General features: G+C 62.1%; 17 protein-coding genes. 8 read left to right on the top strand and 9 right to left on the bottom strand.

The window, feature by feature from the left end; all coding sequences use genetic code 11:
* The 4 genes from BLT98_RS09225 to BLT98_RS09210 all read left to right on the top strand — a co-directional run.
* On the top strand, positions 1–474 hold a 474-nt coding region (locus BLT98_RS09225; protein ID WP_139179173.1), incomplete at its 5' end, for a DUF2345 domain-containing protein.
* Positions 475–507: 33 nt separating this feature from the next.
* Positions 508–1,419, top strand: coding sequence for a DUF4123 domain-containing protein (locus tag BLT98_RS09220; RefSeq protein ID WP_139179172.1), 912 nt, complete (start codon positions 508–510; stop codon positions 1,417–1,419).
* Positions 1,416–2,039, top strand: a complete 624-nt coding sequence (locus BLT98_RS09215) for a DUF3304 domain-containing protein (protein WP_071653373.1) — start codon at positions 1,416–1,418, stop codon at positions 2,037–2,039. Before BLT98_RS09220 ends, BLT98_RS09215 begins: the two co-directional genes overlap by 4 nt.
* The gene (locus tag BLT98_RS09210; RefSeq protein WP_092606658.1) at positions 2,036–4,138 is read left to right on the top strand and encodes a T6SS phospholipase effector Tle1-like catalytic domain-containing protein; all 2,103 of its coding nucleotides are present in this window, start codon (positions 2,036–2,038) and stop codon (positions 4,136–4,138) included. The genes BLT98_RS09215 and BLT98_RS09210 overlap by 4 nt, the downstream gene beginning before the upstream one ends.
* Positions 4,139–4,318: 180 nt before the next feature.
* Here the strand turns inward: BLT98_RS09210 and BLT98_RS09205 are convergent, their stop codons facing one another.
* Together BLT98_RS09205 and zwf are read right to left on the bottom strand one after the other, a co-directional pair.
* Entirely contained in the window at positions 4,319–5,173 is an 855-nt protein-coding gene (locus tag BLT98_RS09205; protein WP_034750862.1) for an SIS domain-containing protein, read from the bottom strand.
* 211 nt (positions 5,174–5,384) lie between these two features.
* Positions 5,385–6,857 carry a glucose-6-phosphate dehydrogenase gene (gene zwf / locus BLT98_RS09200; RefSeq protein ID WP_070260463.1) on the bottom strand — a complete coding sequence of 491 codons (1,473 nt, stop codon included), beginning with the start codon at positions 6,855–6,857 and terminating at the stop codon, positions 5,385–5,387.
* Between the two features lie 562 nt (positions 6,858–7,419).
* Here zwf and BLT98_RS09195 point away from each other — a divergent pair.
* Positions 7,420–8,373 (top strand): chemotaxis protein, encoded by a 954-nt coding sequence (locus BLT98_RS09195; protein WP_070281275.1) that lies wholly within the window; start codon positions 7,420–7,422, stop codon positions 8,371–8,373.
* A gap of 170 nt (positions 8,374–8,543) precedes the next feature.
* On the opposite strand, the gene BLT98_RS09190 is transcribed toward BLT98_RS09195, so the two are convergent.
* Together BLT98_RS09190 and pgi are read right to left on the bottom strand one after the other, a co-directional pair.
* On the bottom strand, positions 8,544–9,440 hold the full coding sequence (locus tag BLT98_RS09190; protein ID WP_092606655.1) for an SMP-30/gluconolactonase/LRE family protein: 897 nt from the start codon (positions 9,438–9,440) through the stop codon (positions 8,544–8,546).
* Between the two features lie 9 nt (positions 9,441–9,449).
* On the bottom strand, positions 9,450–11,114 hold the full coding sequence (gene pgi / locus BLT98_RS09185) for a glucose-6-phosphate isomerase (protein ID WP_092607114.1): 1,665 nt from the start codon (positions 11,112–11,114) through the stop codon (positions 9,450–9,452).
* A gap of 334 nt (positions 11,115–11,448) precedes the next feature.
* Here pgi and edd point away from each other — a divergent pair, with 334 nt between their 5' ends.
* The 3 genes from edd to BLT98_RS09170 all read left to right on the top strand — a co-directional run bounded on the left by edd (position 11,449) and on the right by BLT98_RS09170 (position 14,569).
* Positions 11,449–13,362, top strand: coding sequence for a phosphogluconate dehydratase (gene edd, locus BLT98_RS09180; RefSeq protein ID WP_092606652.1), 1,914 nt, complete (start codon positions 11,449–11,451; stop codon positions 13,360–13,362).
* A gap of 3 nt (positions 13,363–13,365) precedes the next feature.
* Complete coding sequence (eda, locus tag BLT98_RS09175; protein ID WP_070260457.1) at positions 13,366–13,995, top strand: bifunctional 4-hydroxy-2-oxoglutarate aldolase/2-dehydro-3-deoxy-phosphogluconate aldolase; 630 nt, start codon at positions 13,366–13,368, stop codon at positions 13,993–13,995.
* Positions 13,996–14,056: 61 nt separating this feature from the next.
* Positions 14,057–14,569, top strand: coding sequence for a hypothetical protein (locus tag BLT98_RS09170; RefSeq protein ID WP_092606649.1), 513 nt, complete (start codon positions 14,057–14,059; stop codon positions 14,567–14,569).
* Between the two features lie 20 nt (positions 14,570–14,589).
* On the opposite strand, the gene BLT98_RS09165 is transcribed toward BLT98_RS09170, so the two are convergent.
* From BLT98_RS09165 to BLT98_RS09145, 5 genes are read right to left on the bottom strand one after another with little or no spacing between them, the layout of a single operon-like run.
* Complete coding sequence (locus BLT98_RS09165) at positions 14,590–15,606, bottom strand: LytR C-terminal domain-containing protein (RefSeq protein ID WP_092606646.1); 1,017 nt, start codon at positions 15,604–15,606, stop codon at positions 14,590–14,592.
* A 13-nt stretch (positions 15,607–15,619) separates the two neighbouring features.
* Positions 15,620–16,567: a type II secretion system F family protein gene (locus BLT98_RS09160; protein ID WP_034787026.1), complete on the bottom strand. Its 948-nt coding sequence runs from the start codon at positions 16,565–16,567 to the stop codon at positions 15,620–15,622.
* Between the two features lie 19 nt (positions 16,568–16,586).
* The gene (locus tag BLT98_RS09155) at positions 16,587–17,561 is read right to left on the bottom strand and encodes a type II secretion system F family protein (protein ID WP_092606643.1); all 975 of its coding nucleotides are present in this window, start codon (positions 17,559–17,561) and stop codon (positions 16,587–16,589) included.
* Positions 17,562–17,571: 10 nt separating this feature from the next.
* Entirely contained in the window at positions 17,572–18,939 is a 1,368-nt protein-coding gene (locus tag BLT98_RS09150) for a TadA family conjugal transfer-associated ATPase (RefSeq protein ID WP_034787023.1), read from the bottom strand.
* Positions 18,940–18,982: 43 nt separating this feature from the next.
* Positions 18,983–20,134, bottom strand: a complete 1,152-nt coding sequence (locus BLT98_RS09145) for a CpaE/TadZ family protein (protein WP_092606640.1) — start codon at positions 20,132–20,134, stop codon at positions 18,983–18,985.
* Positions 20,135–20,149 lie beyond the last annotated feature (15 nt).

Below are 20,149 nucleotides of genomic sequence, written 5' to 3'. Positions count from 1 at the left end.
GAGAGCGTCGTCCTGATGAGCGGGCAGGACACGCAATGGAGCAGCGGCGGCCAGTGGCGCCTGCACACGGGCCAGGCCATCGGCATGTTGGGCGGCGCCGTCAAGGCCGGGGAGGGTGATGCCGGGGTGCAGCTGATCGCCGCCCAGGGCATCATCGACGCGCAGGCGCAAGGCGACACCTTGCGGCTCCAGGCGCGCGACGAGGTCAGCGTCATCAGCGCCAACGCGCATGTCGACTGGGCGGCGGCAAAAAGCATCCGCCTGTCGACGGCGGGCGGGGCCAACATCACCATCGAGGGCGGGAACATCACCATCCAGTGCCCGGGCAAGATCACCGTGTTTGCCGGCAAGAAGAGTTTTGTCGGGCCGACACGGCTGGCTTATCCATTGCCCAGATTTTCTCGTTCCATATGCAAAAGATGCAGGCTTAACGCCGCCGAATCAGGTTCTCCTTTTTCCATGGTGGAAGAGTGAATAGCCAAAACAACGTTAGAGGAGCATGACTAAGTGGGTATCAATATGTTTCCCTCTGACTGGAAGGTGTCATTGCACACGCGATTGCAGGCGTTTCGAAGACAGTTTCCCGAGGCGTATATTTATGCGCTGATCGATGGCGTTTTTGACGAGTCGTGTTATCCATTGCTTAAGCGTGCCCGGCACCTGCGATATGAGGCGTTGTTTGCAGGTACGCCATGTGCTGATGAAGAAACGTTGACAGTTTCTCCGCTGCTGGTTGAGTTTTGCGATGCAGGTCGCTTTACTTGGGAACGGCTGCTTGAGAAAACCAATGGTCATCCGGCGCTCAGCCTGATCGTCACGCCGGAGCCGCTGAATCAACTGGCAGCCCGCTTGGCACCATGGTGCATCGTTGATGCGGCAGACTATACGGTGGCATTGTCGTTTGCCGATACCCGCATTTTGCCGCAACTTTTCAAGACCTTGACGGCGCAGCAACTGGGCCAGTTTTGCGGGCCGGCACACCATTGGCAGTATGTCACGCGCAAAGGTGACTGGGATGATTTGATCTTGCCTGCAGAAGCGCTTCCGGCGGCGGTTGGCATATCGTTAAGCGAGCAGCAATGCGCTCAACTGATGCGCGCGGCGGAAGGCGACGGTATCCTGTTCCAGGTGCGCGCGACCAGCCCTCGCTTGTTAGAGCCCCATGCTGCAGAACAGGCCCATGCCCTGGTCGAATATTGGCTGGGTTGTGCCGATCATGCGCGGCTCGAAACACCGCCAGATCGATTGGACGTATGCATATTTGGCCTCGAAAACCCAGGTCTGCAAGCGCGGCCGCAACTTGCGTCCTGGCTCGCAGAACCTCCCCGGGCACAAACGCCAGATTCATTGTTTGAACGATGGATGGCAGAGCAATCCTCTGTCGATGTGCCGACCTTATCAGTGGAGACAAAGTCATGATTATCTTGTTCAGGCAGTGGCTGTGGCGAGGTGTCTTGCTGGCCGCATGTTTACCCGGCGTCGCCATGGCCGCGAGTATTCAGGCGTTGAATTATTCTTCGCGCGAGGTCAATTATATTGCGGTTGAAAATCCGGGCAATACCAACAGCGGCGGCGGTGGCGATTCGATCCGTCCATATGGGCAGGGCGGATCGATATGCTGTTTCAGCGTGCCGGAAAAGTGGCATGCGGATTTGAAGGTGGTGGTGGTCTATCAGTTGTCCCCGGACCCGACCTTTCATCGCGAGACGGTCAGCATTCCGCCTTATCCGGATGGGAAGGGTGGTGATATCTGGCTGATCGTCTATGAAGATGGCAGCGTGGGAGCTGTGGCGTCGCATTACGGACCGAGCCGGCCGGAGTGGCCGGGGAAAATCAAGGGATATCCGGTGCCGACGAAGGAGTATCGGGACGAGCGTCGTAAGGCAAAAATAGAATTGGAAAAAAAATGGTTAGATACAATGGAAAAAGGATTGGAGCGTAATAGTCATAAGATGACGGCTGCTGAAGTTGATGAATTAAAGGATGTAATTGAGTATAAGAAGAAACTCATCCAGAGCCTTGAGGGAATGCATCCATGACTGCATTTTTGGCCACTATTTATTCTGCTGAGAAAAATGAACCAGCAGATTCAGCTAAATTTTTTGATGATGAGACAGAACTAAAAATATTAGGTGATTTAGTCAGGAAAAGGGAATGCCCCACCCCGGGATTTCCCCCATCATGCGATGCGAATCTATTTTTCGGTTTCTTCTTCGATGGCACCAATAATAATATGAAACGGGATCTGGCTTTTCATTCGCATAGTAATGTGGCGCGCCTGTATCATGCTTTTCCAGGTGATAAAGATACGCATGGCAGCGAGGCGTGGCCGGACTTGGATGCAAAATACCACAAGAGTTACTTTCGTACCTACGTTCCCGGAGTGGGAACACGTTTCGACGAGGTTGGTGATACGGGAGAGGGATTTAGCGCTCTCACCAGCGACCGTGCGCGTGGCCTGGCCTTTGCCTACAAGGGAGAAAATCGCATCATCTGGGCATTGGTGGAAGCACTCAATAATGTGCACAGATATTATACCGATGCTCCTCTGGTGGACGATAAGTCCTTTAAAAAGGACTTCAATACGCTCAGTTTGCCCAGCAAAGTGCAGCCTTCAGAGGCGCTGGTGAACGCTTTCACGCAGGCTCTGCAAAAGTTGCACAGCAATTTGCGGCCATTTGTGCCAACCGATGCGCCGGCGAAAAGCGTCAATAAAGGCAAGGTGCTCAATATCTTCGTGTCGATGTTCGGTTTCTCGCGTGGCGCGGCCGAAGCGCGCTCGTTTGCCAACTGGTTCATCTGGTTATGCAAGCTCGATGCGCAACTGACCGCTAGCAAGGGCGTCAAGGCTCGCCAGTTAAGTATTGGCACTATCGAGGTGACCTTCGACTTTATGGGCCTGTTCGATACCGTCGCTTCGGTTGGCTTGGCGGCTTCAGTGCCCCTCCCGAACAGGATGGTGGATGGACATGGCGGCTGGGCCGACGCCGAAGTGTCACTCAGAATACCCACATCACCGGGGCCAAGCAAGTGCCTGCATCTGGTGTCGGCGCATGAAGTACGCCGGTCTTTTCCCTTGGACTCCGTTGCTCACCTGGGCAATATTCCCCCTAATTGCACGGAAATTGTTTTTCCTGGCGTTCATTCGGACATCGGGGGCGGCTATTTGCCGCGAGAACAAGGGCGCGGCACAGATCCAAGCGGAGGCGACTTGATGTCGCGCATTACGTTGGCCACGATGTATCGGGCTGCCCGCCTGGCCGGGGTGCCGCTGAAGCTGGAAGAGGCCAGTGAAGCGACGAAGCGGGCCTTTCGGATCGATCCGCGCACAATAGCCACTTTCAATGCGTATATCGGCTTTTGCCATGCGCACCAAGGCGCCGAGCCATCATTGCGGCTACATAGGGTCATGGAATTCCAGCACATGCTGTACATACAGTGGCGCAAGAAAATGCTAGGCAAGATGGGAGATTTACCGAATGTCAAGAATCTGGCAACAAGCTATAAAAGCGGGAAATTCGATTTTACTGATCTCACTATGGCGGACAAGGAGCTGGAAGAAGAGGTTGCGAGCTTTGAAAAATGGCGCGCCAATCAGCGCACGACCAGCAGTAGAGGGCGGCCCCGTAATCCTGAATGGGAAGCTATCGCCGAATTTTGGGACAAGCCAGTACCACCCGCGGAAGTAAACAATTTTTTTGAACAATTCGTGCATGACTCGCGCGCGTGGTTCAAGCCGTTGGGGAAAGACATTCCCGACTTGTGGTACGCGCTGGAATTGCTTGTGGCTCAGGAAGAGCGAGCCCGTGACTGGGAGAACGGACCGAATGCCGACCCTGGTAAACCCAATCCCTATAGCTTGAGCAATAAGGAAAAGGAGCAATTGCTGCGATACAAAGCTGTCAAAGGCACTGAAAATGAAATGGATGCGATCGAGCCGGACAAGGGCGGACGCGAGAACAGACTCCTGGGAGGTGGCTACTTGCGTTTTCGGTCAATTTACATGGGATCGGATACCTTCAAGCCGTCGGGCGCTCAGTATGCGGGCATGCTACCTGTTTTGCACAAGGAACAGCGCGGTATCGCGGTGGCCCATCACAGATCTGCCGATGCGATGGAGCAAGCGAAGACGGCGTAAGTCAGGCTAAGTCATTGAGCTACCCGTGCGGCCCGGCGGAGTTTGACAAATTTCCCTAAGTGACACCGCCTTCGCCGGGGGGCAATTTTGCAGGCAAGAAATTGAAAATCCCTTCTATTGCATTCCCCGCAAGCCTCACAGGGAATGACGGATGGGCAACCGGCTGGCGCCGGCATGGAATCAGCCGATGAAGGAATCGAACTGCATGTCGAATTCCTGCAGCGCCTTCTGTGCATTCTGCATCTTCTTGCGGAACTCCGGGCCCCGTTGCAGGGCCAGGCCCACGGCCAGCACGTCGATCACCACCAGGTATGCCAGGCGGGCGGAAATCGGGGTGTAGGGGTCGGTGTTGAAGACCAGGTCGATCGGGATCAGCACGGTCGCCAGGTCGGCCAGCGGCGTGCCTGATGGGGCCAGCACGACGACGTCGGCGCCGCCGCGGCGCGCCAGTTTCACGGAGCGGACCAGGGCGGGGCTGTTGCCTCGCTGCGAGATGGCCACCAGGCAGTCGCCGCCGCGCAGCAGGGCCGCCGCGATGCTGTGGATGTTCGGGTCGCTGTAGGCCACCGTCGGCACGCCCGAGCGGAAGAACTTGTGCTGCGCGTCGGCCGCCACGATGCCCGACGTGCCCTGGCCATAGAATTCGATCTTGCTGGCGCGCGACAGGATGTCGAGCGCGCGCTGGATCGCTTCCGGGTTCAGGTTGTTGCGCAGGTCGAGCAGGGTGTTGATCGAGCGGCTGCAGATTTTATTCACCAGGTCGGCCGCCAGGTCGTCCTGCGCCGGCTGTTCGTTTGCGCCCGGCATGGCCAGGGCCAGGCCCTGCGCCAGCTTCAGCTTGAATTCATGCCAGCCGTCATAGCCCAGGGTGCGGCAAAAGCGCACCACGGTCGGTTCCGACACCTGCGCGCTTTTCGCCAGCGCCGTGATGTTCTGGCTGACCGTCTGGTTAGGCTGGTCAAGCACGGCCAGCGCGACCTTCTTCTCCGACTTGGAGAGCGAATCGAGCTGGGTGCGGATGGAGTCAAGCAGCATTAAATTAGTCTTCTATCTTCTGGCAGGGGTGGAGCAGGGGTTTCGTGGAGCACCGCTCCACGCCTGCGTAACGGTCTGGCCTTGCAAGGCCAGACTCCTTGCGCTTCCAAACTAGTCTTCAGGCAGGGGTGAAGCAGGGGTTTCGTGGAGCACCGCTCCACGCCTGCGTAACGGTCTGGCCTTGCAAGGCCAGACTGCTTGCGCTTCCAAACTAGTCTTCAGGAAGCGCCTCTTCACGCCACTGCAAGCCATCGCGGCCGATCAGGGCGCTGGCGGCTGCGGGGCCCCAGGTACCGGCCGTGTACGGAATCGGCGCGCTGTCGTTCTGTTCCCAGTTGTCGAGAATCGGCTCGACCCATTCCCAGGCCGCTTCCAGTTCGTCGCCGCGCATGAACAGGGTCAGCTGGCCGCGCAGGACGTCGAGCAGCAAACGCTCGTAGGCGTCCATGCGCGGGGTCTTGAACGATTCGCGGAAATCGAGTTCCAGTTCCGCCGGTTTCAGACGCATGCCATCGCCCGGGGTTTTCGCCATCAGGTTCATGCGTAAGCCTTCGTCCGGCTGCAAACGGATCACCAGGCAGTTTGGCTGGAAGCTCGACGTGGGCTGGTTGAAGATCGAGTGCGGAATCTGCTTGAAGCGCACGACGATCTCGGCCAGGCTGTCGGCCATGCGCTTGCCCGTGCGCAGGTAGAACGGCACGCCAGCCCAGCGCCAGGTATCGATTTCCGCCTTCAGTGCAACGAAGGTTTCGGTGCGCGAATGTTCCGGCGCATCCGGCTCGTCGCGGTAGCTCGGCACGGTGGCGCCGTCGACGTGGCCGGCGCGGTACTGGCCGCGCACGATGTTTTGCGCCAGGGTGGTGGGCGTGAATTTTTTCAGCGAGCGCAGCACTTGCAGCTTTTCATCGCGCACGGCGTCCGGCGCGATCGAGGTTGGCGGTTCCATGGCGACGATGCACAGCAGTTGCAGCAAGTGGTTTTGCAGCATGTCGCGCAGCGCGCCCGAGGTGTCGTAGTAACCCATGCGGTTGCCTACGCCCAGTTTCTCGGCGATGGTGATCTGCACGTCGGAAATCCATTCGCGGCGCCACAGCGGTTCGAACAGGATATTGCCGAAGCGCAGGGCCAGCAAGTTCTGCACGGTTTCCTTGCCCAGGTAATGGTCGATACGGTAGATCTGCGATTCCTGGAAAACCTTGCCCACTTCGGCATTGATCTGCTTGGCGCTGGCCAGGTCGCGGCCCAGCGGCTTTTCCAGCACCACGCGCGAATTCGGCGTCACCAGGCCGTTGTCTTCCAGGTTGTCGCAGATGAGAGCGAACAGATGCGGCGGCGTCGCCAGGTAATACACGCGCGTCAGGTCGGCATCGCCGCGCAGCGCTTCGACCAGCGGCGCATACGTGGCCGCATCGCTGGCGTTGAGCGACACATACACGATGCGCGCGCAGAATTTGCTCCAGGTGGCGGCATTCAGGGTGCTGGCCTTGATGTGGGGACGCGAGTTGCTTTCCACCATTTTCAGGAAGGCATCCTGGCCGCTATCCTGGCGGCCCACGCAGATGATGCGCGCCGTCGGCGGCAAATCGTTCGCGACGTCGCGCGCATACATTGCAGGCAACAATTTGCGCATTGCTAAATCGCCGCTGCCGCCAAACAGGACCAGGTCAAAATCGGTAAGTGCCATAAGTGAGTGTCGTCGCAAAAGTAAAAGGGCCGGAGCGGGGAGGAAGCCGACCGGAAGTGCCAGTCTGTCGCTACTATAATCTGTGGTGTAAATTTACTACGTAGAACAGGCAATTGCAAGAAATTTTACTACATTCCAGCCCCTGCCGTCGCCATTTTGCCCGGTATGCCCGCCAGCGGCGCCTGCATGGCCATTATATGCCGTTCGCCGGCGCCGGCGCGGCGTCCTGCTTTTCATAGCCTTTTCAAAGCAACCATGGTTGCCAGGGAAATTTCTAGTTCTCTCCGTCATCATTTGCGCTGTAGCAACAAGCAAATCAAGAAATGCTGTCAGGATCGCTGTTGCCAGCGTAAAGTAGCTTTGAAGAAAGTAAAAAACCGTATAATTCAAGCTCGAATCGATAGCAACTATTGGTTGTAAGAAATTGTACGATATACACTGCACCGCTAGCGCCGGCCATGCCCCGAACCCGCCATCCGACGTCCATGCGACGTGCAGTCCGCACTGTCCGCAGCATCAGGGGCAGGCGACTTAACTTTACAAGACGGCTCAAGGGGACACAATGAATTCAATGCAGCAAGATGTCGATGAACGCACGAGCCTGACAGGCAATAACAAATTCGAACTGTTCCTGTTCAAGCTGGGCACCAGTGATCACTCGACCAGCCGGGAACTATTCGGCATCAATGTGTTCAAAGTCCGTGAAATCATGGAAATGCCGGCCATTACGGCAGTGGCCGGTTCGCATCCGCACATGCTGGGCGTGGTCAATATCCGTGGCCAGATCGTGCCCGTGATCGACTTGCCGATGGCGGTCGGCTGCAAGAGCAATGGCTTGAAGATCCTGATGGTGACCGAATTTGCCCGCTCGACACAGGCGTTTGCCGTGGAAGAGGTCGATGAAATCGTGCGCCTGGAATGGAACCAGGTGCTGTCGGCCGAATCGAGTGTCGGTGGCGGCCTCGTCACCAGTATCGCGCGCCTCGATGGCGACACGGACAAGACGCGCCTGGCGCAAGTGCTGGACGTGGAGCAAATCCTGCGCAACGTGCTGCCGTCGGGCGACCCCGACGTGGACGAGAACAGCATCGGCCCGCAAGTGCGCTTGCCGGCCGGCGCCGTGATCCTCGCGGCCGACGATTCCTCGCTGGCCCGCTCGCTGATCGAAAAGGGCCTCGAAGCGATGGGCGTGCCTTTCATCATGACCAAGACGGGCAAGGAAGCATGGGAACGCCTGCAGGCCATCTCGGCCCAGGCGGCCACGGAAGGCAAGACGGCGAAAGACAAGGTCGCGCTGGTGCTGACCGATCTGGAAATGCCGGAAATGGATGGCTTTACCCTGACGCGCAACATCAAGAACGATGGCCGCTTCGCCAACATCCCCGTGGTGATCCACTCGTCGCTGACGGGCTCGACCAACGAAGACCACGTCAAGGGCGTGGGCGCCGATGGTTATGTTGCGAAATTCGTGGCGGCCGAATTGGCTGAAACCATCCGCAAGGTGCTGGCGCGGTAAGCTGAAGCAACTGTAGGTCGGATTAGCGGCGTACGCCGCGTCATCCGACGCCACCATGGCCAACACTGTTGTCGGATTACGCGGGACCTTGCCCCGCTAATCCGACCTACGTGAGCGTAAAAAAGCGCCGGACCCTCGCAGGTGCCGGCGCTTTTTCATGTTTGAAACGATTACGCCTGGTAAGCCGTCTCCGGCTGGCCTGCCACGTCCACGCGCACGGACAGCACGTGGCCGCTCAAAGGGTAGTTGGCAATTTCCTCGGCCGAGCGGTTATGGCTGGCGCTGGTGATGTACAGGGTGCGCAGGTCGGGGCCGCCAAACGTCACCATGGTGGGGCAGCGCACGGGCACGCTAATTTCGCCCAGCAGTTGGCCATCGGGGGCGAAGCGCAAGATCTTGCCGCCTTCAAACATGGCCGACCAGTAATTGCCTTCGCTGTCGACGGCCGCGCCATCGGGGCGCCCGCCGTAGTCCGCAGCTTTCTTGTCCATGGAAAAACGCTGGAATGGCTGTGGCGCGGAAATGGTTCCGCTGGCCGCATCGAAATCGAAGCGGTCGATGCGGTGCGTGGTGGTATCCGAGTGGTACATGGTGCGCTTGTCGGGGGAAAAGCCCAGGCCGTTCGAGACGGTCATGCCGCCCGACCAGACTTTGCGCACTTGTCCCTTTTCCAGCACGAACATTTCCGCCGCGTCGGCGTTGCGCGGCTCGAAAATCGTGCCGACCCAGAAACGGCCTGCCGGGTCGACCTTGCCATCGTTGAAGCGCGTGGTGGTCATGTCGAACGGCGCCGGGGCGATTTCCGCCAGGCTGCCCGTCTTCGTGTCGAGGTGGGCAAAACCGCTGCGCAAGGCCACGATCAGGCCGCCGCCCGCGTTGATGGCCAGCGCCGACGGTTCCGTCGGCATGCTCCACTGGTCATGCTTGCCGCTGGCGGGGTGCAAGCGGTGCACGGCGCGGCCATCGATGTCGACCCAGTACAGGGCCGCTTCCTTGCCATGCCATAGCGGGCATTCGCCCACTTGCATGGGTTTGTCGCTCACTACTTTAATTTCGTAAATATTCATCTATCTCTTTTAGTATGCGGCTTTTGCAGCTTTAGCCAGCGCAATCAAGCCATTGGTCGAGCTGTCGTGGTGGTCGGGACGGGCTTCGCCCGTCAGTTCGGCCTGGATTTTCTTGGCCAGCACCTTGCCCAGTTCCACGCCCCACTGGTCGAAACTGTTGACGTTCCACAAGACGCCCTGCACGAAGGTCTTGTGTTCGTACAGCGCGATCAGGGCGCCCAGGGTGGTCGGGGTCAGCTGGTCCATCAAAATGGTGTTGCTGGGACGGTTGCCGGGGAAGGTCTTGTGCGGCACCAGCGCCTCGATCTCGCTGTCCGGCAAGCCTTGCGCCTGCAGATCAATGCGCACCTCATCGCCCGTCTTGCCCGTCATGAAGGCTTCCGACTGGGCAAAGCAGTTCGCCAGCAGGGCGTCGTGGTGGCCCGGTAAATCGTGCGTGGCGCGCAGGGCGGCGATGAAATCGATGGGCGTGATGTCCGTGCCCTGGTGCAGCAGCTGGAAGTACGCATGCTGCGCATTCGTGCCGCAGTCGCCCCAGATGACGGGGCCGGTCGGCACGTCGACGGGCACGCCATCCTTGGTGACGCGCTTGCCGTTGCTTTCCATGTCCAGCTGTTGCAAATAGGCGGCAAAGCGGCTCAAGTCCTGGTGGTAGGGCGCGATGGAAACGGAGCCGCAATCGAGGAACTGGCGGTTCCAGAAGCCCACCATGGCCAGCACGACGGGCATGTTCTGTTCCAGCGGCGCCTGGCGGAAGTGCTGGTCCATCGCATGCGCGCCGGCGAGGAAATCGCTGAAGTATTCAAAGCCGACGGACAGGGCCACGGCCAGGCCGATCGACGACCAGACGGAGTAACGGCCGCCGACCCAGTCCCAGAACGGGAACATGTTGTCCGGCGAAATGCCGAAGTCGACGATGGCTTGCGTGTTGGTCGAGACGGCCACAAAATGCTTGGCCAAGTCGGTTTCTTCGCCTTCGAGCAGGAACCAGGCGCGCGCCGTGTTGGCGTTGAGCATGGTTTCGGCCGTAACGAAGGTTTTCGAGGCGACGATGAACAAGGTCGTTTCCGGATCGACTTTCGACAGGGTCGCTTCCATGTCGTGGCCGTCGACGTTGGAAACAAAGTGCATTTCCAGGCCCGGGTTGGCATACGAGCGCAGGGCCAGGCAAGCCATTTTCGGGCCCAGGTCCGAGCCGCCGATGCCGATGTTGACGATGTCGCAAATCGGCTTGCCCGTGTAGCCGAGCCAGCTGCCATTGCGCACCTTGTCCGTAAACGCCTTGACGCGTTGCAGCACATCTTGCACGTCGGTATCGATATCCTGGCCGTCGACCACCAGCTTGGTGCCGCGTGGCGCGCGCAAGGCGGTATGCAGAACGGCCCGATGTTCGGTAAGATTGATTTTCTCGCCAGTGAACATGGCTTCGCGCTGCGCTTCCACGCCGCGCTCGCGGGCCAGGTCCATCAGCAGACGCATGGCGGTGGCGTCGACACGGTTCTTCGAGTAATCGAGCAGCAGGCCGGCCGCATCGACCGTCATGCTGGAAAAGCGCGCGGGGTCGGCCGCGAACAGCTGACGCAAATGCACTTCGCGCAGGCTGGCGCCATGCGCTTGCAGGGACTGGAAACTGGCGGTGGCGGTGATGGCAGGAGTAGGTGCTGGCTGGCGCATGGCGGTCGGCTTGGGTGCTTGTCTCGGTTGAAAGGGGCGCGGCGCGTTCGTGATGGCGAACAGCGGATCCGGCATTGGTATGAGAATAATACATCAGAAAAACGTAATTTCACTACAGTTTGTGCAGGCGCCTGGCATTTTCAGCGTTTTTTCAGCGTTTTATCCGTGCTGCAATAGATAGGCAAGCAAGACAAGTGGACGTGGCACGTTGTTGTTTTGCCTTGAAAGGTCGTGGAAAAATGGATTATTTCTGCCACTGGCCACTGCAAGAGTGCTTCTGCGCGACCATTTTGTAGTAAAATTTCACGAAATACTCATTTTTAAGGAAATCCATATGGCGCTGCATCCAGTAGTCGAATCCGTAACAGCGCGCATCATCGCGCGCAGCCGGCCATCGCGCGGCGCCTACCTGGCGCATCTGGATGCTGCCCGCATCCAGGGCGTGCAGCGCGGCGCCCTGTCGTGCACCAACCTGGCGCACGGCTTTGCCGCCTTTCCCGCCAACGACAAGCTGTCGCTGAAGGAGTACAAGAAGCCTTCCGTGGCCATCGTTTCCTCGTACAACGACATGCTGTCGGCGCACCAGCCGTTTGAAGGCTTCCCGCAGATCATCAAGCAAGCCGTGCGCGAAGTAGGCGCCGTGGCCCAGTTCGCCGGTGGCGTGCCCGCCATGTGTGATGGCGTGACGCAAGGCCAGCCGGGCATGGAACTGTCGCTGTTCTCGCGCGACACCATCGCCATGTCGACGGCCGTGGCGCTGTCGCACAATATGTTCGATTCGGCCCTGTACCTGGGCGTGTGCGACAAGATCGTGCCGGGCCTGTTGATCGGCGCGCTGCACTTCGGCCATTTGCCTGCCGTCTTCGTGCCGGCCGGTCCGATGACGTCGGGCCTGTCGAACCAGGAAAAAGCCAAGGTGCGCCAGCTGTATGCGCAAGGCAAGGCCACGCGTGAAGACTTGCTCGAAGGCGAATCGAAAGCTTACCACGGCGCTGGCACCTGTACCTTCTACGGTACCGCGAACAGCAACCAGATGCTGATGGAAGTGATGGGCCTGCACTTGCCGGGCGCTGCCTTCATCACGCCGAATACCCCGCTGCGCGATGCGCTCACAAGAGCGGCCGCCCAGCGCGCCGCCGTCATCACGGCGCAAAGCGCCAGCTACTTGCCGGTCGGCCATATTGTTGACGAGAAATGTATCGTCAACGCCGTCGTGGGCTTGCTGGCCACGGGCGGTTCGACCAACCACACCCTGCACCTGGTGGCGATCGCCAAGGCGGCCGGCATCGTCATCGACTGGAACGATTTCAATGAACTGTCGGCCATCGTGCCGATGCTCACGCGCATCTACCCGAATGGCGATGCCGATGTGAACCATTTCCACGCGGCCGGCGGCACGGGCTATCTGATCCGCGAACTGCTGGACGCGGGCTTGCTGCACGACGACGTCAACACCATCCTGGGCCACAGCTTGCGCGCCCACTGCATGGAACCGTTCCTCGGCGAAGACGGCAAGGTCTTCTGGAAAGATGCACCGGCTGCCAGCGCCGACGAAAACGTGCTGCGTCCCGCCTCGAACCCGTTCGCGCCGGACGGCGGCATGGTGCTGGTCGCAGGTAACCTGGGCCGCGCCGTGATGAAGGTCTCGGCCGTCAAGCCGCAGCACCGCACGGTGGAAGCGCCGGCCCTGGTGTTCAATTCACAGGAAGATTTCATGGCCGCCTACAAGGCGGGAACGCTGGACCGCGATTTCGTCGCCGTGCTGCGCTTCCAGGGCCCGCGCGCCAACGGCATGCCGGAACTGCATGCGCTGACCCCGGCGCTGGCCAACCTGCAGGATGCGGGCCGCCACGTGGCGCTGGTCACCGATGGCCGCATGTCGGGCGCGTCGGGCAAGGTGCCGGCCGCCATCCACGTCTCGCCGGAGATTCTCGCCGGCGGCCCGCTGGGCCTGGTGCGTGACGGCGACATCATCCGTCTCGACGCCTTTACCGGCGTATTGGAAGCGCTGGTGCCGGCCGATGTCTGGCACGCCCGTTCGCTGGTCACGGCCGACTTGTCGCCGAACCACGTCGGCATGGGCCGCGAGCTGTTTTCCATGTTCCGTTCCACCGTCAGCGCGGCGGAAGAGGGTGCCACCACCTTCGGCCTGCCGTCGCCGATTCCCACCACCGTCGCCTTGCACGACGCCGACAATGTCGGTGATACCGTACCGGGTTCCGATGAAGACTTTTTGGCTAGGAAATAAGAGATGACCATGACACTACTGGAAATTATGCGCACTTCGAGCGTGATCCCCGTGATTGCGATCGACGATCCTGAACATGCCGTACCGCTGGCGCGCGCGCTGGTGGCGGGCGGCATCCGCGTGCTGGAAGTGACCCTGCGCACCAAGCACGGCCTCGAAGCGATCCGCGCCATGTCGGCAGTGCCGGGCGCCATCGTCGGCGTCGGTACCTTGACCCGTCCCGAGGAATTCGCGCAGGCGCGCGATGCGGGCGCCGTGTTCGGCGTCTCGCCAGGCCTGACTTCCGCCCTGGTGGCGGCGGCGAAAAGCAGCGGCCTGCCGTTGCTGCCAGGCGTGATGACGCCAGGCGAAGTGATGGCGGCGCGTGAAAACGGCTTCCAGCAGCTGAAACTGTTCCCGGCCGTGCCGGCGGGCGGCATCGGCATGCTCAACGCGATTTACGGCCCGCTGCCGGACATCACGTTCTGCCCGACCGGTGGCATCTCGCAAGAGACGGCGTCGCAGTTCCTGGCGTGCAAGAATGTCGCCTGCGTGGGCGGCTCGTGGCTGACGCCGAAAGACGCGATCGCGGCCGGCAACTGGGACCGCATCACGGAAATCGCGAAAGCGGCCAGCGGCCTGCGTTCAGCGTAAGCGGCTCCGGCGCGGCAGGCTTCCCGCTTGCCGCGCTTTATTTCTTTCTCTCATGCGAGTCTTGCGCCGTCCCCTTACCATCGGCGAAACCGCCATGGCCCGCAGCGTCTTCCAGGGCGCCATCGACTACGCGCGCGTGCGCGTCGTGCGCGGCTCCTTTCTTCCGTTTGGCTTGCAGGACCAGAACACGGCCATGACGCCGCGCGGCAGCCTGCACTTCATGCCGGCCCAGTACCGCGACGATTTTTCCCGCGAAGGCAACAGCGGCAAGCTGTTCTTCATCCACGAGATGGTGCACGTGTGGCAGTACCAGCTCGGCTACGGCGTGCTGCTGCATGGCGTGCTGCTGGCGCTGCGCGGCGGCTACATCGGGCAGCGCGCCTACCGTTACGATGCGCAGGCTGGCGGCATCCTGTCCGACTTCAACATGGAGCAGCAGGGCGACATCATCGCCCACTACTTCGGCGCGCGCCAGCTGGGCATACCCGCCTACATGGCGAAACTGCCGCAGCTGCAGGATATCCTGCAGGGCTTCCTGATCAACCCTGCCGACCGCCGCCTGCTGCCACGCTGACGCCGTCGCTGATGCCACTGCTACGGCGCCGTGTTCGATGCCAGGCGCACGTCCGGCGCGCGCAGGCTGGCCGCCGCATCCTTGCCCAGCAATAAACGCAGGTCGGCGCCCGCGCCGATGCCGCTGTCGCCGGCCGCCTGCAGTTGCGGCATGCCGCCCAATGCCAGGGCCAGGGCGGCCGCTGCCTCGGCGTGGCCGGGACGGTAGACGATGCTGCTGGCCTGGATGCCGTACGGCCGCTGGTTGCCCAGCCGCAGCACGCTGATGCCCATGCCGCCCAGCATGCCGCGCATGCGCGCCGCCATTCCCGTTTCGCCATTGCCGTTGATGACTTCCAGCCGTGGCAGCGGCATCGCCGGCTTGGCCAAGACGGGGATAGCCGCTGGCGCGGCTTGCGCCGCCACGGGCGCGTCGCGCCAGCTCAGCGCAAAGATATTCGGCTGCAATTGCGTCAGCTGCAAGCGGCTGGCCGGCGCTGCTGGCATGGGCGCCGGCGCCAGGTCGGGCGCGATGGCCTCCGCGGTGGCATCGACTGTGCCGATGCTGCGCGCCAGCGCCGCGATGGCCAGGTCCAGGTTGGCGCGCGCCGGCTGCTGGCCGTTGTCGAGCTGCAGCGACTGGCGCAGCGCATCGGCCGCCTGGGCATACTCTCCCTGCAGGTACAGCACGTAGCCGAGATTGTTGTAGGTCCTGGCCGTCGGCGCTTGCAGCGCCAGCGCCTGCAGCATGCTGCGGGCCGTTTCCAGCTGGCCCAGCTGCGCGTGCAGCACGGCGGCGCCATTGCGCGCATCGGCCGAGTCGGGCTCAAGCAGCAGGGCTTCGCGGTAGGCGGCCAGCGCCGCGCGCGGGTCGCCCAGTTCCAGCATGCGCTTGCCCAGCTTGCAGAACGCGGCGGTGCGGGTGGCGGGGCTGTCATCGATGCGCGCCTGGGGTGGCGCAACATGATTGCCCTGGCTGGCCGGGCCGGGCAGGTGGCCGCAGGCGGGCAGCAGGCCGGCGCAGGCGAGCATGAGCATCAGGGTGGTGTGCTGTGACATGGCGGTTCTCCGGTCAGCTGCCGCTGCCCATGCTGGGCAGGAGCACGCGGTAGATTTGCAGGAAGGCTGGTCCCATCAAAACGACCAGCAGCGAAGGGAAGATGAAAAAGATCAGCGGGAACAGCAGCTTGAGGGCGATCTTCGCCGCTTCTTCCTCGGCCATCTGGCGGCGCTTGGTGCGCAGCTGGTCCGACTGCACGCGCAGCGAGGCGGCGATGCTGGTGCCGAAGCGTTCGGCCTGGATCAGCATGGCCACCAGCGCGTCGACATCCTCGACGCCCGTGCGCAGGGCCAGGTTGCGCAGGGCCCGCTCCTTGGTGTTGCCGGCACGCAGTTCCAGCATCACCAGGTGCAATTCCTCGGCCAGCACGCTGCTTTTCAGGGCGATCTCCGCGGCCACCCGGGCCAGCGCGGCATCCATGGCCAGGCCCGCTTCCACGCACACCGTCATCAAGTCCAGCGCATCGGGAAAGCTTTCAAAGATATCGCGCTGGCGCCGCTTGATCATTTGTGCCAGGACAATATTGGGCAGGTAGTAGCCGATGGCGGCCACGATCAGCAGCCAGAACAGCAGTGCCTTGCCCGCCATCTGGCTGCCCGACGCGCTCAGGCCCAGGAACAGCAGCAGGGGCAGGCCGATGGCCAGCATGGTCTTGGCGGAAAAGAACAGGATGGGTGCCGATGCCTGGCGCAGGCCGGCATTCATGAAGCGTCGGCGCATCACGGAACCTTCCCAGCCCTGGTCGGGCAGCGACAGTTTGGCCAGCGGACCGCTCAGGCGCACCATGCGCGCCAGCCATGGGCTGGGGGCCGATGCGCCAGGCGCCGCCGCGCTCTTGCCGGTGGCGTTGTCCATGCGCTGGCGCAAGGGATCGGGGGCAAAGCTGCGCATGGCCACCAGCACGGTGCCGAAGACGGCAATGAAGAGCAGGGCGAGAAAGGCAAAATGGACGGGGTTCATGAGGGTTCTCCTTGCGGGCTCAGACACGGATGCGGATGATATTGCGCATGACAAGGACGCCGCACACCATCAGCAGCAGGGCGCCGACGAGCATCTTGCGTCCGCCCGGGTCGACAAACAGCATTTCCAGGAATTGCGGATTGGTCAGGTGGATCATGGCCGCCGCGCCGAAGGGCAGCAGCGACAGGATCCAGGCCGACAGCCTGCCTTCGGCCGACAGCACGCGCACCTGCCCCAGCAGCTTGATGCGCTCGCGGATGATGCGGCTGATGCTGTCGAGCAGCTCGGCCAGGTTGCCGCCCGTTTCGCGCTGGATCAGCACGGCGATGACGAAGTAGCGCAAGTCCGTGCTGGGCACGCGCGTGGCCAGGTTCATCAGGGCGTCCTGCATGGCGATGCCGAAATTGACTTCGTCGAAGGTGGCGCGAAATTCCACGGCCAGCGGCGCGTTCATTTCATCGCCGACCATTTTCAGGGCGGTGGGGAAGGCGTGGCCGGCGCGCAGGGCGCGCGCCATCAGGTCGAGCGCATCGGGCAATTGCTGTTCGATGCGCTGCAGGCGCTTGGCCTTGGCGCGCAAGACCACCAGCAGCGGCAGCAGGGCCGCGCCAGCCACCAGCGGCAGGCGCAGCATCCACGGCACGCCGAAGTAGCTGAGCAGCAAAAACGCGGCGCCGGCCGTGGCCAGCATCACGCCGGCGAAGCTGGCCACGCTCCAGGTCAGGCCCGATTGCTCCAGCAGGCGGTCTAGCGCATGCACGCGGGGCACGCTGAGCAGCAGGCGCTGCAGGGCCGGGGTGTCGCTCAGCAGGCGCTTCTTGATCATCGAGCTGCCCGTGTCGCCATGCGCGCCGGCCGACATGATGCGCAGGCGGCGCGCCACCCTTTCCGCTTCCGGGCCGCGCGAGGTGTTCCACGCCAGGTACACCCCCTCGATCAGCAGCACCACGGCGATGAAGGTGAGGATGGCGAATACGTAATAGAGATAGTCCATGATGCTCCCCTTAATGGTACTGACGGGCGGGATCGAACAGGGTTTCCGGCAGGCTGATGCCGAAGGCGCGCAGGCGTTCCAGGAAGTGCGGCCGCACGCCGCTGGCATGGAAATGTCCCTGCACCGTGCCGTCCTCGCCGATGCCCGTCTGGCGGAAGGTGAAGATTTCCTGCATGGTGATCATCTCGCCTTCCATGCCCGTGATTTCCTGGATCGAAATGATCTTGCGCTTGCCATCCGTCAGGCGCGCCACCTGCACCACCACGCTGACGGCGGAACTGATCTGCTGGCGCATGGCCTTCACGGGCAGGCCCGCCGAGGCCATGCTGATCATGTTTTCCAGCCGCGTCAGCGCGTCGCGCGGGGTGTTCGCATGGATGGTGGCCATCGAGCCTTCGTGGCCCGTGTTCATGGCGCCCAGCATGTCGAGCGCCTCGGCGCCGCGCACCTCTCCCAGGATGATGCGGTCGGGGCGCATGCGCAGCGCATTGCGCACCAGCGCCCGCTGCGTCACTTCGCCCTTGCCCTCGATGTTCGCGGGCCGCGTTTCCAGGCGCACCACGTGCGGCTGCTGCATCTGCAGTTCGGCCGCGTCCTCGATGGTGACGATGCGTTCGGCCGTGCTGATGAAGCCGGAAATCGCATTGAGCATGGTGGTCTTGCCGCTGCCCGTGCCGCCCGAGATCAGGATGTTGACCTTGGCCTTGCCCAGCGCCTGCAGGGTGGTGCTCATTTCCTCCGTCAGGCTGTGCTTGAGCATCAGGTCGGCCAGGCGCAGCGGCTGGGCCGAGAAGCGGCGGATCGACATCACGGGTCCGTCGATGGCCAGCGGCGGGATGATGGCGTTGACGCGCGAACCGTCGGGCAGGCGCGCATCGACCATGGGGCTCGATTCATCGATGCGCCGGCCCACGCGCGAGACGATCTTGTCGATGATCTTCATCAGGTGGGCGTCGTCGGTAAAGCAGATGTCGCTCAGCTCCAAACGGCCGTGGCGCTCGACATACACCTGGCGGTAGGTGTTGACGAGGATGTCGGACACGCCGGGATCGGCGAGCAGCGGTTCGAGCGGGCCGAAGCCCAGCACCTCGTCCTGGATGTCACGGATCAGCGAGCGCCGTTCCAGCTCGTTGATCACCACATTGTCTTCCGTGAGCACGTCGCTGACGAGGATTTTCAGCTCTTCGCGGATCTGTTCGCGCGACAGGCGCTGCATGCCTTCCAGGTCGACGCGGTCGAGCAGCGCCTGGTGGGTACGGTGCTTGAGTTGCTGGTAGCTCTGGCTCGATGCGCCCTGGTGCGCGGCATCGTCATTCAGGCTGGCGTCATCCTGGGCATAGCCCAGGCGGTCCCGCAGGGTGAGTTTTTCGGCAGTCATGGTCGGTCTCCGGTGAATGGGGTATCAGGCGCGCTGTAGGGGATCAAGCGCGCGCCAGCAGCCGCGAAACCCAGCCTTGCGCGGCGGGCGGGGTTTCGCCGGCCAGGCTGGCGGCCAGTTCCTGCAGGGCGCGCGAGACGGAATTGTGCGACGCCAGCTTGAGGATGGGCACGCCCTGGCTGACGGAGGCCGCCACCGCCTCGTAGTGGTTGGGGATGGATTTGTAGACGTGCTTGCCATACGCCGCTTCCAGGTCGGCCACGCGGATGCTGTCGCTGCTGGCATAGCGGTTCAGGATCAGGCGGATCTTGTCTTCGCGGTAGCCGAGGCCGCGGAATACGTCAAGCAGGCGCTTGCCGTCGCGCACATACGGCAAGGTGGCCTGCAGCACGGGGAAGATCAGGTCGGCCCGGTCCAGCGCGCGCACGCTGACGGGGTCGAGGCCGCGTCCCACGTCGAGCAGGATGTAGTCGTACTGGCTGCGCGCCAGGGTCAGCAAACGGTCGATATGGTCCGCCTCGACGTCGGCCGCATGGGCGGGATCGTCGGCGGCGGCCAGCACGCTGTAGGCGGGCGTGATCTGGATCATGCTGGCGGTAAGAAGCGAGGCGTCGAGGCGCACGATCTGCTGCGACAGCTGCGACAGGGTGGTGGCCGGCTTGTGGTCCGAGACGAACAGGGCGGCGTCGCCGAACTGCAGGTTCAGGTCGAACAGCGCCACCTTGCGCTGTTCGCCGGCAGCCAGCGCGTAGCCGAGGTTGGCGGCGATGAAGGTGGCGCCGCTGCCGCCCTTGCACGAGACGAAGGCCAGCACCTGGCCCTTGCGCGTGACCTGCTTTTGCAGCTTGTCCTCGATGCGGCGCAGCGCGGCGCACAGGGACGCGTCGTCGTCCGGCAGCAGCACTTCGCGCACGCCGGCGCGCATCGCGCGCAGCAGGAATTGCGGACTTTGCTGCGGACATTGCACGATGATGGCCAGGTTCGGATGGCGCCCGCCCAGCAGTTCGAGCCGTTCCAGCTCCGTCTCGCCCGCCTGCTCCTGCTCCAGCAGCAGCAAGTCCGGCGTGGCGCCGTTGTCGAATACATCCGGTATGCTCGCCAGCAGCGCGACGCGGTCGGCCGCGCTGCGTTCGCGCAGCAAGCGGGTGAGCCGCTTGAGCTGGGCTTCATTCTTCGAGACGATGACGATATTCACTTGGTACTCCCGGTA

The organism is Janthinobacterium sp. YR213 (genome assembly GCF_900099875.1).
Lineage (GTDB): Bacteria > Pseudomonadota > Gammaproteobacteria > Burkholderiales > Burkholderiaceae_D > Janthinobacterium > Janthinobacterium lividum.
The sequence above is the reverse complement of the archived record's forward strand: the minus strand, read 5'-3'. Positions and strand labels throughout refer to the sequence as shown.

What these genes read in the sequence shown, in the direction of transcription:
- BLT98_RS09215 (WP_071653373.1), top strand. Translation starts at nt 1,416, where the DNA reads ATGATTATCTTGTTCAGGCAGTGGCTGTGGCGAGGTGTCTTGCTGGCC.
- BLT98_RS09210 (WP_092606658.1), top strand. Translation starts at nt 2,036, where the DNA reads ATGACTGCATTTTTGGCCACTATTTATTCTGCTGAGAAAAATGAACCA.
- BLT98_RS09205 (WP_034750862.1), bottom strand. Translation starts at nt 5,173, where the DNA reads ATGCTGCTTGACTCCATCCGCACCCAGCTCGATTCGCTCTCCAAGTCG.
- zwf (WP_070260463.1), bottom strand. Translation starts at nt 6,857, where the DNA reads ATGGCACTTACCGATTTTGACCTGGTCCTGTTTGGCGGCAGCGGCGAT.
- BLT98_RS09195 (WP_070281275.1), top strand. Translation starts at nt 7,420, where the DNA reads ATGAATTCAATGCAGCAAGATGTCGATGAACGCACGAGCCTGACAGGC.
- BLT98_RS09190 (WP_092606655.1), bottom strand. Translation starts at nt 9,440, where the DNA reads ATGAATATTTACGAAATTAAAGTAGTGAGCGACAAACCCATGCAAGTG.
- pgi (WP_092607114.1), bottom strand. Translation starts at nt 11,114, where the DNA reads ATGCGCCAGCCAGCACCTACTCCTGCCATCACCGCCACCGCCAGTTTC.
- edd (WP_092606652.1), top strand. Translation starts at nt 11,449, where the DNA reads ATGGCGCTGCATCCAGTAGTCGAATCCGTAACAGCGCGCATCATCGCG.
- eda (WP_070260457.1), top strand. Translation starts at nt 13,366, where the DNA reads ATGACCATGACACTACTGGAAATTATGCGCACTTCGAGCGTGATCCCC.
- BLT98_RS09165 (WP_092606646.1), bottom strand. Translation starts at nt 15,606, where the DNA reads ATGTCACAGCACACCACCCTGATGCTCATGCTCGCCTGCGCCGGCCTG.
- BLT98_RS09160 (WP_034787026.1), bottom strand. Translation starts at nt 16,567, where the DNA reads ATGAACCCCGTCCATTTTGCCTTTCTCGCCCTGCTCTTCATTGCCGTC.
- BLT98_RS09155 (WP_092606643.1), bottom strand. Translation starts at nt 17,561, where the DNA reads ATGGACTATCTCTATTACGTATTCGCCATCCTCACCTTCATCGCCGTG.
- BLT98_RS09150 (WP_034787023.1), bottom strand. Translation starts at nt 18,939, where the DNA reads ATGACTGCCGAAAAACTCACCCTGCGGGACCGCCTGGGCTATGCCCAG.